At 39.2% G+C, this 12,650-nt stretch carries 11 protein-coding genes and 1 riboswitch; of the genes, 4 read left to right on the plus strand and 7 right to left on the minus strand.

Going from position 1 to position 12,650, the window contains the following annotated elements:
* Nucleotides 1-156 precede the first annotated feature (156 nt).
* Together ilvN and ACSLUH_RS18935 are read right to left on the minus strand one after the other, a co-directional pair.
* Nucleotides 157-654 (minus strand): acetolactate synthase small subunit, encoded by a 498-nt coding sequence (gene ilvN / locus ACSLUH_RS18930; RefSeq protein WP_448569934.1) that lies wholly within the window; start codon nt 652-654, stop codon nt 157-159.
* The gene (locus ACSLUH_RS18935; protein WP_448569936.1) at nt 654-2,375 is read right to left on the minus strand and encodes an acetolactate synthase 3 large subunit; all 1,722 of its coding nucleotides are present in this window, start codon (nt 2,373-2,375) and stop codon (nt 654-656) included. The genes ilvN and ACSLUH_RS18935 overlap by 1 nt, the downstream gene beginning before the upstream one ends.
* Before the next feature lie 474 nt (nt 2,376-2,849).
* On the opposite strand from ACSLUH_RS18935, the gene ACSLUH_RS18940 reads away from it, so the two are divergent.
* Nucleotides 2,850-4,388: an HD domain-containing phosphohydrolase gene (locus tag ACSLUH_RS18940; RefSeq protein ID WP_448569938.1), complete on the plus strand. Its 1,539-nt coding sequence runs from the start codon at nt 2,850-2,852 to the stop codon at nt 4,386-4,388.
* Nucleotides 4,389-4,509: 121 nt separating this feature from the next.
* Here ACSLUH_RS18940 and yfbR read toward each other — a convergent pair whose 3' ends face one another.
* Both yfbR and ACSLUH_RS18950 read right to left on the minus strand, forming a co-directional pair.
* Nucleotides 4,510-5,115 carry a 5'-deoxynucleotidase gene (gene yfbR / locus ACSLUH_RS18945; RefSeq protein WP_448569940.1) on the minus strand — a complete coding sequence of 202 codons (606 nt, stop codon included), beginning with the start codon at nt 5,113-5,115 and terminating at the stop codon, nt 4,510-4,512.
* A 15-nt stretch (nt 5,116-5,130) separates the two neighbouring features.
* Complete coding sequence (locus tag ACSLUH_RS18950) at nt 5,131-6,345, minus strand: pyridoxal phosphate-dependent aminotransferase (protein WP_448569942.1); 1,215 nt, start codon at nt 6,343-6,345, stop codon at nt 5,131-5,133.
* A 150-nt stretch (nt 6,346-6,495) separates the two neighbouring features.
* On the opposite strand from ACSLUH_RS18950, the gene ACSLUH_RS18955 reads away from it, so the two are divergent.
* Together ACSLUH_RS18955 and ACSLUH_RS18960 are read left to right on the plus strand one after the other, a co-directional pair.
* Nucleotides 6,496-7,089, plus strand: coding sequence for a hypothetical protein (locus ACSLUH_RS18955; protein ID WP_448569944.1), 594 nt, complete (start codon nt 6,496-6,498; stop codon nt 7,087-7,089).
* A 98-nt stretch (nt 7,090-7,187) separates the two neighbouring features.
* Nucleotides 7,188-8,504, plus strand: coding sequence for a hypothetical protein (locus ACSLUH_RS18960; protein WP_448569946.1), 1,317 nt, complete (start codon nt 7,188-7,190; stop codon nt 8,502-8,504).
* Nucleotides 8,505-8,552: 48 nt separating this feature from the next.
* On the opposite strand, the gene ACSLUH_RS18965 is transcribed toward ACSLUH_RS18960, so the two are convergent.
* The 3 genes from ACSLUH_RS18965 to ACSLUH_RS18975 all read right to left on the minus strand — a co-directional run bounded on the left by ACSLUH_RS18965 (nt 8,553) and on the right by ACSLUH_RS18975 (nt 11,766).
* Nucleotides 8,553-10,256 carry a proline--tRNA ligase gene (locus tag ACSLUH_RS18965; protein WP_448569948.1) on the minus strand — a complete coding sequence of 568 codons (1,704 nt, stop codon included), beginning with the start codon at nt 10,254-10,256 and terminating at the stop codon, nt 8,553-8,555.
* Nucleotides 10,257-10,345: 89 nt separating this feature from the next.
* Nucleotides 10,346-11,329: an ion channel gene (locus tag ACSLUH_RS18970; protein ID WP_448569953.1), complete on the minus strand. Its 984-nt coding sequence runs from the start codon at nt 11,327-11,329 to the stop codon at nt 10,346-10,348.
* A 53-nt stretch (nt 11,330-11,382) separates the two neighbouring features.
* Complete coding sequence (locus ACSLUH_RS18975; protein ID WP_448569950.1) at nt 11,383-11,766, minus strand: RNA-binding S4 domain-containing protein; 384 nt, start codon at nt 11,764-11,766, stop codon at nt 11,383-11,385.
* A 180-nt stretch (nt 11,767-11,946) separates the two neighbouring features.
* Nucleotides 11,947-12,031, plus strand: a riboswitch (cyclic di-GMP riboswitch).
* 81 nt (nt 12,032-12,112) lie between these two features.
* Here ACSLUH_RS18975 and ACSLUH_RS18980 point away from each other — a divergent pair.
* Nucleotides 12,113-12,463, plus strand: a complete 351-nt coding sequence (locus ACSLUH_RS18980) for a DUF3718 domain-containing protein (protein ID WP_448569952.1) — start codon at nt 12,113-12,115, stop codon at nt 12,461-12,463.
* Nucleotides 12,464-12,650 lie beyond the last annotated feature (187 nt).

A 12,650-nucleotide genomic window follows, 5' to 3' on the forward strand; every position in this document is an offset into this window, starting at 1 on the left:
GCAAGAGAAAGTGCTGTTGTTAATTGCAAAAGAAAAGGCTCCTGAATAAATTCAGAAGCCTTTATAAACTAACCAGTTGATCGGTCAATGGATCATTAAATATTTCTTAACTGATCGGCATTAAGCGGTAGGCTTGGCTTTAGTTACAGAATAACCTTATGCGCGCAGCGCTTTTTCACCTCTCGCTATACCGACGGTGCCAGAGCGAACCGATTCAATAATTTCTGTTTCGTTAGCTAAGGTTTCTATAAAGGCATTAAGTTTATCAGCATCTCCTGTTAACTCAATGGTGTAGGTTTGTTTACCAATATCAACGACCGCACCTCTAAAAATGTCGGCGATACGTTTTACTTCTGTTCGAGATTTTTCATTCATCGCTAATACTTTAATGAGCAAAATTTCTCTCTCGAGGTGTTTACGTTCAGTGATATCGGATATTTTAATAACATCAATTAATTTATTGACTTGTTTTACGATCTGCTCAAGGACACGATCATCACCAATGGTCGTTATTGTGATCCTTGAAATACTGGCATCTTCTGTCGGTGCGACCGTTAAACTTTCTATATTAAACGCCCGTTGAGAGAAAAGACCGACAATGCGAGAAAGCGAACCTGGCTCGTTTTCTAATAATATGGCTAATATACGACGCATTATGCTTTTTCTCCTTTACTGATCCACATATCATCAACGGCTCCGTGACGAATTTGCATTGGGTAAACGTGCTCTAACTCATCAACTAAAACGTCAACAAAGACTAGGCGATTTTTAATGTTAAATGCTTGACTTAGCTTTTCGTCAAGCTCTTCTAAATGATTGATTTGGATGCCAACATGACCATAGGCTTCTGCAAGTTTGACAAAGTCAGGCAAAGATTCCATGTAAGATGAAGCATGTCGACCATCGTAAATCATGTCCTGCCATTGCCTAACCATACCCAATGAGCGATTGTTTAATGAAATAATGACCACAGGGAGGTTATATTGTAAACATGTTGATAGCTCCTGAATATTCATTTGGATGGAGCCGTCTCCGGTAATACAAATAACATGGCTATCAGGATAAGCGAGTTTAACCCCCATGGCGGCGGGGAGGCCAAAGCCCATTGTCCCTAGTCCACCAGAGTTAATCCATTGTCGAGGTTTGGCAAATGGGTAATATTGTGCAGCGAACATTTGATGCTGGCCAACGTCAGAACAAACGTACGCCTCACCATTGGTAATACGATACATGCTCTCAATAACTCGTTGAGGCTTTATTTTACCGTCACCTTGTTGATATCCTACCGCTTTTGCTTTCCACTGGTTGATTTCTTGCCACCATTGTTCATTGCTTGTGCTATCTACACTAAATTCTCGTTGCGTTAATTCATCTAGTAATTGTTTAATAACGATATCTACTAAACCAACAACAGGGATATGGGCATTAATGGTTTTAGAAATTGATGTAGGATCAACGTCAACATGAATAATGGTGGCATCAGGACAAAACTTTTTGACATTATTGGTAACACGATCGTCAAAACGAGCTCCTAACGCTAGTATAACATCAGCATTGGCCATGGCTTTGTTGGCTGCAACACTGCCGTGCATACCGAGCATGCCGATAAAGTTATCATGTGTACCCGAAATTCCACCTAAGCCCATTAAGGTATTGGTGCACGGTGCATTGAGTATTTCAACTAACTGGGTTAATAAGGTTGAAGCATCTGCCAAGACTATGCCACCACCAGAATAAACCACTAATTTCTTCGCTTTACAAATCGCATTTACTGCTTTTTTGATTTGTTTAGAATGTCCCTTAGTTGTTGGATTGTATGAGCGAAGTTTTATATCCGTGTTTATGTGAAAAGGTGCTTTGTTTTGCGGTACGAGGATATCTTTAGGTAGTTCTATCACAACTGGCCCAGGTCGCCCAGATTTTGCTAAATAGAACGCTTTAGCGATAGTGTTGGGGATATCTTCAATACGTCGACAATTGAAACTATGTTTTACGATAGGGCGTGAACAACCAACGATATCCGTTTCTTGGAAAGCATCATCTCCGATCAAATTTGTTGGAACTTGACCAGATAGTACGACCATTGGTATTGAATCCATATAGGCCGTCGCGATGCCGGTAACGCAGTTGGTAGCACCAGGACCTGAGGTCGCTAAAATAACACCTACTTCTCCTGTAGCTCTTGCGTAACCATCAGCCATGTGTGTTGCAGCTTGTTCATGCCTTACTAAAATATGTTCAAATTCATCTTGGGCGAAAATAGCATCATAAATATCTAGGACCGATCCCCCTGGATAACCGAATATGTATTTTACATCTAGTGCAGCTAAGGCTTTTACTACCATTTCTGCACCGGTGTATGCATTTGTTGTCATGACTTTACCCCTAAGTTTGCTAAATTTTCCCATTAAAAAACCCTCGGTCTTGTTAAGAGCGAGGGTTTAGTTGTTGCTTAATTTTTTTTAATTAGACAAAACGTAATCCTCGCGTTGGTTTAATAACCACCACGACAGAGAGGACGACATTGAGGACTACTTGATTAAACACGTATTTTGAATATTGTCTAAAATTAATAATGTGGCTCTATTGTTAAGTTTTTTAACATACTATGTCAACCTTTTAATACAAAATAATTGGTTTTAGTTATAACTTAATCTTATTAAGCAGGTTGACCTTTATCTATTTGTTAAAGTTAGTCGTATTTCACTTTTATCTAGTCGATACGTTTTTGTTGTTGTGAATTTTTTGTAATTCTCTAATTTAGTTAATTTATTTTGCTAATTTTGTGCAAATTAGCGATAGTAGGTTACACTGAAATTAGTGTTAACGTATTGTAGAGTTAATGTGTTATGTCGATGTTTGTTTTTAAGGAAGAAGATCCAGAAGATAGCAGTGTAAATTCGTCTGTCTGCCAGAAAGTGTGGCGCATTTTAGTGGTAGATGATGATGAGTCAGTTCATCAGATCACGCGTTTAGTGCTTGCCGATTCGATTATTGAAGGGCGTACCCTTGAAATTGTTTCAGCATTTTCTTCTAAAGAGGCACAAGCAATATTAAAAGATGATGACGATTTTTGTATGGCTTTTGTCGATGTGGTGATGGAAACTGATCATGCCGGCTTAGAGTTGGTGGATTGGATACGCAACGACTTAAAAAATAAAGCGATGCGTTTAGTATTAAGAACAGGGCAAGCGGGGACAGCGCCCGAAGCGCAAGTGATTAAAGATTTCGACATTAACGACTATAAAGAAAAGACCGATTTTACCGCCAGTAAAATGACGACTACGGTTTATGCGTCGATTAGAGCGTATCGAGATATAATCACTATTCAAAGAAGCCTAGATTCATTCAAGCAGCTAATTCGTTCTACCCAAGATCTATTGCAAATTAACCAGTTTAAATCGTTTGGTTCGGCAGCACTAAACAGTTTGTTATCCTTGATGAATATTGACAGTTCGGCGCTTTATATCGCGCGAAGTCAACTCGATTTCGATCAACATTATAATAATTTTATCTTAGCTTGTACCGGTAAATATGTTGTTGAATCGGATGATTTGGATTCCTCTGACATTGATAAAGCAATTATTAAGCTGATTAAAGATACCTTTGATAGTAAAAGTCACTATTCAGATGAGCATTGTTATATCGGTTATTACGAAACAGCAAGTAATGTTTCATCGGTATTGTACATTGAGTTTGAAGATGACGTAGAGCATTTTCGGTCGAATCTTATCGAGCTTTTTGCCACTAACGTCGCCTTGATTTTAGAAAGTTTAACCAAACAACATGAGATAGAAAGAACGCAAAATGAATTACTTTATATTGTGGGAGACGCGATAGAAGCGCGTTGCCATGAAACAGGTCAGCATGTACATCGTGTTGCAAAAATTTGTGAATTTTTAGCGGAAAAAATGTCGCTGACTAATGATCATATTCGAGCGATAAGGTTAGCTGCACCGCTGCACGATATCGGCAAAATTATCGTGCCTGAAGCCGTTATTCAAAAAAGTGAATCACTTGATCAACAAGAGTGGCAATTGATGAAGAAACACGCCGAAGTCGGCAGTGATTTGTTGTCACAATCGAAAGCTAATATAGCGAAACTCGGTGCGAAAATGGCAAAGCATCACCATGAAAACTGGGATGGTAGTGGTTATCCTGATGGATTATCGGGAGAAGATATTCCACTTGAAGCGCGAATTTTGGCAATCGCTGATGTTTTTGATGGTTTAAAATCAAAACGCAGTTATAAAGCCCCATGGCCTGATGATAAAATAAAAACTTATTACAAAGAGCAACGAGGCATAAAATTTGATCCTAAACTCGTTGATTTGTTTTTAACTTGTTATGACGAGATCAATCAGATCAACGTCAATTGGTCGAAATAGTCTTCACAAACTATCCAATAAGAGGACATGCCATCAGACAACGCTATTGCCTTGCCAATGACATTGGCCAGTAAATGATTGGTGTGAGTTGCTACGATTTATCCATTTGCTTCTTGATTATTTATGACTTTTGACTTAAGTGATCGACGGTTAATGAGCAGGCTGATAAAAAGGTACTGAGGAAATATTCGACTTCAGGCATATCTACCTTAAGCTCGTCGAGTTTTTTACTCAGTCGCTCTTCTACGTGATCAAATTCGTGGTTTTGATGGGCAAGTTCATCAAGCGCTTTAATATACGCCACTAAAATATCAGCAGCTTTAACGATCTTTTTATACTCTTGCTCAACGTTGTCTTGCACGATCAGATCAGAAAACACCTCTTGAAATTCTTCAGGTAAAGATGCGAGACAATCCTGCTCGGCTAAACTTTCTATTTTTTTAAACTCTCTTGCTATTTCAGGGTTGGCATATTTCGTTGGGCTGACAATATCGCCATAACGCGTCTCAGAAGCTTCATGATATAGAGCGATGGTTGCAGCTCGATCGGCGTTGATCGAACCACCAAACTTTTTGTTTTTAATCACCGCAAGTAGGTGGGTAACGATGGCAACCTGATGAGAGTGTTCGGCGACATTTTCAGGTTTTACACAAAACATCAGTGCCCAGCGTTTAATCAGTGGCATACGAAATAACCAAGCTAAGAACGTGCTTTGTGTTTGCGACATCGTTTGGTTCTCCTATTATTGCTGGTAATGGTCAAAAAATTGTTTTAGCCGTTCAAGAGCGATTTTTAACTCATCGACGTGCGGTAAAAAGACTAAGCGAAAATAATTATGCTCTTTGATATTAAACGCTCTGCCATGGACAAGCAGGATTTTTTCTTGTTTTAGCAAATCTAAGATCATTTGTTCATCATCTTTGATATTAAACTTTTTGCTGTCGACACGAACAAATAAATACAGTGCTCCCATCGCAGGTTTACAAGATAAACCGTCAATATTATTGATCATCTGATAAGCTAAGTTACGTTGCTTAAGTAAACGACCATTTTCACTAATTAACTCATTAATACTCTGATATCCACCCAGAGCGGTTTGAATGGCATGCTGGCAGGGAACGTTTGCGCAAAGACGCATTGAGGAGAGTATATTTAATCCTTCAATATAATCTTGGGCGTGATGTTTAGGGCCGGTTAACACCATCCAACCTGCTCTAAACCCAGCGATGCGATAGTTTTTCGATAGCCCCCCCATGGTGATCACTAAAACATCACTCGTTAATCTTGCGGTAGGAATGTGCTGAGCGCCATCATAAAGGATCTTGTCGTATATCTCGTCGCTGAAAATGATCAGATTATGCTGGCGAGCGAGTTCAATAATCCCTTCAAGCACTTCTTTAGAGTAGACGGCTCCTGTTGGGTTATTTGGGTTAATTAATACGATGGCTTTAGTTTTTTTATTGATTTTCTTTGCCATATCATCAAGATCAGGAAACCAATCATTGTCTTCTTCACAGCGATAATGAATAGGCTTACCACCAGAAAGAGCGACAGCTGCGGTCCATAAGGGGTAGTCTGGAGCTGGAATTAGTACTTCATCATCGTTATTGAGCAAAGCTTGCATTGCCATTACGATTAACTCGCTCACCCCATTGCCGATATAAATATCATCAACATTAACGTTTAACACACCCTGTTGTTGAAAATACTGCATAACGGCGACACGAGCTGAGTAAATTCCCTTTGAATCACTGTAACCCTGTGAGCTAGGCAAGTTATGAATAACATCTTTTAAAATGTCATCTGGTGCCTCAAAGCCAAATGGTGCTGGATTACCAATATTTAGTTTTAATATCTTGTGTCCTTCATCTTCCAAGCGCTTAGCTTCAGCGGCAATTTGGCCTCTAATTTCGTAGCAGACATTGTTTAATTTTGAGGACTTGTTAACGCTTTTCATGATGAAATTCTAACTATAGTAAATAATTGGTGGTAAAGGTATTAAAGCCAATTATTTACTATATTGAAACAGTTACTTGCACTTTTTTTATAGCAAATGTACTAATAAACACTATTCTGGTTATTAGATGTTCTTTTTTGAGGTAAAGATATGCCATTGCCTTTATTTTGGTTAGGTGCTGCGGCACTTTCGGCTTTTGCTGTAAAGGCTGCTGCCGACGACCGTAAAAATCAACAACAAAGTCGCACTCGCTCTCCCTCAGTGCAACGTTTATCACATTTAAAGCCTCATGAGTCACCAATTGCTGTTTATCCGTCGGATTGGTTTTCTACTGAGGTAAGCGTAAAACCAAAAGTTGGTGCACTTGTTTGTTGTGGTATCGGTGGTATTTTAGATCACACCGGCATATGGATAGATGATAATTTAATCGTTGAGCTGGACGGTGAAGGGCTTGTTAAAGCAGTTTCTCCTAGGCGTTTTACTCAAGAACGTTCAGGTAAACATATTTATATAGCGTGTGACTCACACAACCAACCCTTGTGCGATGAACTCGCGGCTCAACGAGCAATCAAACAAATATTTACTTTTCGCGACTATCATTTAATTGAAAACAATTGTCACCAATTTATTTGGCAGTGTATCAACCCTAATGACATATCATTGTCGACCTTTAAAGAGCTTAATTTACGTATGGCAAAACACTTTGATAGGAAAATCTATTGGGATCTATGCGCTTACGATTGATAGCACTTAAATGCCCCAATAATGATTATTTTCTGCTTCACTTTTACCTGCTTAAAAAAGACAATAGTCAAAAATAACGATTACCTTGAGAGTATTCATTGAAGTTGCTGTTAAAATATTGTCTTTATGGCGCTTTATTTTTCATTACCATTGGCTTGTTGATGATCCTATTGGTCACAGACTCTGAACCCTATGTAAATCGTGTTGCTGTATTAGACAGTAATTTGGCAAAGCATAGTCGCTATGCGGTAAAGCGAATAGCCAGAACCTTTAAACACCCGAGCTCATCTCAGCAAGTTTACATTACCCAAACTGAACTAAATGGTATTTCTTCGCTTGTTAATCGAGCTTTACCTGAAGTAAAGAGTGAATTCGCTTTACGGGATAATACTTTTTACTCGGCGTTATCTGCGCAAGTCCCATATCTCAACCGCTACGTTAATGTCACTGGTACTATCAATGATTCGAATCAAGGGTTAGTGTTCGAAAACTTGACGATAGGGCCGATAGTGTTAAGTGGTTCTTTTGCAAAACAACTTGTGCAATTTTGTATCGACTTTTTTATTCAACCTGATTTAGGCAAGCGCATCGTAACGGCAATTAAAAAGGTACAGGTAAGTGATAAGGTATTGAGGCTTTCTTTGGCGTTCCCAAAAGATTTATTTCTTAATAATGATAATGGTGGTTTATTTGGTTTATTTGCGGACAAATTTGTTGATGTTGAAAACCCTGAACAAGTTTATTTTTATATCGGGATAATTGAACGTTATGTTAAAAATAACCCTTTTAATGCAAAATTGACTGATTTTATCCAGCAGTTATTTGTTGAAGTCGCTAAGCGCGCAGAATCATATGATAATTTGAATCTTGTTGCTGAAAATCAAGCGGCACTACTAGCGCTAGTCTTGTACTTTGGCGATGAAAAATTCTCATTATTAACAGGCTTTCGACCAAAATTATCTCAAAGTTCTTTGCAACTAAGAAGGCGATACCAAGCCAGCGCAGCCTTATACGGACGCATAGATTTACAAAAGCATTTTCTTTATTCGGTTGGCATTCAGCTGTTGTCTAATGTAACGACTAGTGATGCAGTCGGGGAGTTTAAAGAACTGCTTGATAGTAACCGTGGCGGAAGTGGCTTTTCTTTTGTTGATTTACTTGCCGATCGCGCCGGAACGCGTTTAGCTCAACAAGCTATTGTTTCTCAGCGATCTGCGTTGAAGATAATCAGTCTCTTAAGTCAGTTAACCGATGAACAAAGTTTGTTACCTTCAATGGAAGATTTGCCTGAAGGTTTGACAGCAAAGCATTTTCAACAGCGGTTTAAAGATATTGACAGTGAATATTATAAAAAGGTGATTACCGATATTGATCAGCGCCTTGATGCACTGCCGCTTTATCAGACCGTAAATTAAAAAATGCCCCTGTAAGAGGGGCATTTATGTTTAAAGGCTAAGATACATTTATTTATCAAACAGTGATAGCACCTTATCAATGGCAATCATTGATTTTTCGCCTGTTATGCGATTTTTTACTTCGATTTCTCGGTTATCAAGGTTTCGTTCACCAACGACTAAAAATAGCGGTGTACCCAAGAGTTCATGATCGGCAAACATCACACCTGGACGCTCTTTTCTGTCATCAAAAACAACATCGATACCTGCATTTTGCAAGGTTTGATATAATGCGGTTGCGGTTTCTTGCACGCGTGCTGATTTATGCATATTCATTGGTACGATAGCAACTTGAAATGGTGCGATTGCACTTGGCCACTTGATGCCATTTTCGTCATGATTTTGCTCAATTGCGGCAGCAACAATTCGTGACACACCAATACCGTAACAACCCATGGTTAAAATTTCATTTTTGCCAGCTTCAGTTAATACTCCGCAGTTCATTGCTTGGGCATATTTCTTACCTAACTGAAAAATATGACCAACTTCGATGCCGCGTTTAATAACGATTTGACCTTTACCGCATGGGCTAGGATCTCCTTCAACGACATTACGAATATCTTCAATAAGGAAGTTGCTAACATCGACATCCCAATTGACGCCAGTGAAATGATGATCATCCTCGTTGGCACCACAGATGAAATCCGCTAAGTGTGCGGCACTTCGATCAACGATCACTGGAATAGTCAATCCGACAGGGCCAATAGAGCCAGCCTGACAGTTAGCGGCAGATAAAATTTGTTCGTCAGTTGCGAAAGTCAATGGAGAAAAAACACCGTCAAGCTTTTCTGCTTTGATGTCATTAAGCTGATGGTCTCCTCTTAGTACAAGCGCTACTACTGGAGCCTCTTCAGTATCCCCTTGAACTAACAATGTTTTAACGGTTTGCTTGACATCAACATTTAGAAAGTTAGCTACTTCTTCTATGGTTCTTACGTTAGGAGTTGGTACCTTTGCAATTGTTTGAGTTGAAGCAGGACGTTCTCCTTGTGGCGCTAACGCTTCGGCTTTTTCAACATTGGCGGCAAAGTCACTTTGATCACTAAACGCGATATCATCTTCACCAGAGTCAGCTAAGACATGAAACTCGTGAGAAGCGTCGCCACCAATAGAGCCCGTATCAGCTATCACTGGGCGATAATCCAGTCCTAGACGTTCAAAAATATTACAGTAAGCGTCATACATTTTTTGATAAGTTTCTTGCAAACATTCAGCGCTTAAATGAAACGAGTATGCATCTTTCATTAAGAATTCACGACCACGCATAACACCGAAGCGTGGTCTAATTTCATCTCTAAACTTGGTTTGAATTTGAAATAGATTCAATGGCAATTGCTTATAACTGCTAACTTCATTACTGATCAGTTTAGTGATCACCTCTTCGTGAGTTGGTCCAAGAACAAACGGACGCTGGTGGCGATCATTTAATCGCAATAGTTCTGGGCCATAGTCATCCCAACGGCCTGACTCTTCCCATAAGTCTGCCGGTTGTACCATAGGCATCAACACTTCAATAGCACCAGCTTTTTCCATCTCTTCACGAACGATGTTTTCAACTTTTTTAAGCACCTTTAACCCTGTGGGTAGCCAAGTGTATAGTCCTGAAGCAACATGACGTACTAAACCAGCACGTAACATGAGTTGATGACTGATCACTTCTGCATTGGCAGGTGTTTCTTTAAGGGTTGAAAGTAAATATTGGCTAGTACGCATGAAGGTAATATTCCATTAGTAACGTCAGTTAAAATTTTTGTGGCGGTTATTCTAGCAGGGCATTGGAAGGTGCAAAAGCATAAAAGTGGTTATCGCGTCATTTTCTTTACAAAAACGACAACAAATAGCGCGATAGTAAAGCTTCCCGTAAATGCTTCTATGGCGGCAATAGCTCTGGATATTCCAACAGGAGTAAAGTCACCGTAACCTAATGTGGTAAAAGTGACCACTGAGTAATAAAGACAAGAAAGAAACAGAGAAAAATTTTCGGTTAAACTTGCCGCTGCATCGTAGCTGAGAACCTTCCCTTGATAGTTTAAGCCAGTATAGGCGTAGAGCAGGGCACATAAAAATATAAACATCAGAGAAATGCCAACGATTCTTAATGGCGCTTCGCCATACCCGCAAAATAGATCGATAATTTTAGAGCCTAAACGACGAAAACTGTATCGAGGCATTTGCTTTCTGCGCACAGTTAACTCTCGTTGAATGAGCTGACCCGATAAAGCAAATAACCCTTCTTGTTCGGAATGCTTGCGTAAATCACGATAAACTTCTTCTGCCTGTTCGAGATAATCCAGTGCTTTTTGCGAATGCCCTTGTTTAAATGCCGTTCTTGCGTCTACCTCTTGCTTTAATTTTTTGCCAAGTTTGATGTTTTCAATTTTACACCCTTGCCATTTAACGCCAAGCAGGTTGGTAGACAATAAACTTGCACAGTTTAATTTCGCGTGACGTAAGTCAGCTTTCATTAAACTGCCATGATCTATTTGAATATTAAAAAGGTGAGCACCAGTTAAATTGGCTCGATAAAAGTCAGCATAACTAAAATCAAAACCGCAATTTTGATGATGATTTACTAAGTCAACTTGTGCTAAGTTTGCATACTTTAATATGATGCCACGCGTTAATCCACCCGCGCGAACATAAAGTTCAAGCCGCTCTTTTACATCTTGACCTTTTTTACTTTGATGAGGATCATGCCAATAGCACAGTCCATTCTGGCCAGCAGGTTCTCTGCATTTTAGCCCTTTAGGATCATGATACTGACAAAGTTGGTTTTGTGTTTCCATACCTAAGAGTATAGACACTAAAAAGTGACAATTAACTTTTAGGTATTTTTTGTTTAAAAATTGATAGGGCGTCGTTTACCAGAGGAAATATTGTTTTGTTGGTCCTTTAGCTTTCTCTTGCTTCGGCTCGGTGCAGGTTTGTTTAGTTTCTTAGCGGATTTTTCTTTTTGAGTAGCGTTATCAAGCTGAGACTTTTCTTTCGACGTCACAGGAGCGTGGCAAATAACTAAAATCGTTTCACCATTAAAGGTGACGATATCATTATGATAAATTTTTTTACGTTTCTGTGTTTCTAATTGACCATTAAGATAAACATAACCTTCGCTGATAACCAGCTTAGCTTCTCCACCACCACTGACTAAATCAACAACTTTTAATAGCTTACACAGTTCGATAGGTTGGGCATCTAGCTCTACTTCAAGCGTAGGAGTTTCCACATTAAAATCCTAGAAGGTCATCGTTAAGTAAATTTTATCATGTTAAGGCGAAGAGTCTAGCGATTGCTCAGTTGATTTAATTGTTAATATAAATAATAATCAGTTAACAATACTTTAACTCAAGTTGTTGAAATTATTGATTTATATTGACAGTATTGTAAATGCCTATATAATCGCGCCAGCTAGAAACGGCAAGGTGCTTTAAAGAGTACTGCGCAAAGCGACCAGTCTAAGGGCTAAAGCCTATGATAGTGGCGCTACCTCAGCTTAATCACTGATAAAAGGCAATGCGCCGCCTATCCGTTTCTCTACAGTTGCATACTAATAAACTATATGGGGTAAAGAAATGAAAGGCTTATTGTCAGTTGTATTAAGTGGCGTTGTATTGGTTTCGCTCGTGCAAGCGCCAGAAGTTAACGCATCCAATATCGCTCAAAACATGTGTGATTACGTCGCTGCAGATGATAAAAACCGCATGCGCTCATTTTTAAAAACTAACCGCATGCAAATACGTAAAATTTTCAGTGGTATTCAGTGCAATGGTAAAAACTTAGTTGCCTTTGCTTCGGATGCTAATGCTAATGCAACCGGTGAGTTTATCATTAATAAGTTACCTAAAAATGAGGTTCAAGATATCTTAGCAACGATAACTTCTCCAGGATTAAAAGCGGCGGCAGAAAAACGAATTAACGGCTAAGTTGTTAATTCAGCTAGTTTGTAAAACTCATCAAAAGATAAAAAGTAAAAAAGCGAGCTTTAGCTTAATGCCAGTCAGTTAACAACTGACTGGCATTTTTTCTTGGGATATTTGCTAGGTTTTGGTTTAACGCATCTTGGATACGCTCGCTCTCGCTTCATCGGTAAGATGTGGTGCTCTACTTGAG

The organism is Thalassotalea ganghwensis (genome assembly GCF_053485795.1).

Excerpts from the sequence above, each read along its gene's own strand:
- ilvN (WP_448569934.1), bottom strand. The coding sequence starts at position 654 with ATGCGTCGTATATTAGCCATATTATTAGAAAACGAGCCAGGTTCGCTT.
- ACSLUH_RS18935 (WP_448569936.1), bottom strand. The coding sequence starts at position 2,375 with ATGACAACAAATGCATACACCGGTGCAGAAATGGTAGTAAAAGCCTTA.
- ACSLUH_RS18940 (WP_448569938.1), top strand. The coding sequence starts at position 2,850 with ATGTCGATGTTTGTTTTTAAGGAAGAAGATCCAGAAGATAGCAGTGTA.
- yfbR (WP_448569940.1), bottom strand. The coding sequence starts at position 5,115 with ATGTCGCAAACACAAAGCACGTTCTTAGCTTGGTTATTTCGTATGCCA.
- ACSLUH_RS18950 (WP_448569942.1), bottom strand. The coding sequence starts at position 6,345 with ATGAAAAGCGTTAACAAGTCCTCAAAATTAAACAATGTCTGCTACGAA.
- ACSLUH_RS18955 (WP_448569944.1), top strand. The coding sequence starts at position 6,496 with ATGCCATTGCCTTTATTTTGGTTAGGTGCTGCGGCACTTTCGGCTTTT.
- ACSLUH_RS18965 (WP_448569948.1), bottom strand. The coding sequence starts at position 10,256 with ATGCGTACTAGCCAATATTTACTTTCAACCCTTAAAGAAACACCTGCC.
- ACSLUH_RS18970 (WP_448569953.1), bottom strand. The coding sequence starts at position 11,329 with ATGGAAACACAAAACCAACTTTGTCAGTATCATGATCCTAAAGGGCTA.
- ACSLUH_RS18980 (WP_448569952.1), top strand. The coding sequence starts at position 12,113 with ATGAAAGGCTTATTGTCAGTTGTATTAAGTGGCGTTGTATTGGTTTCG.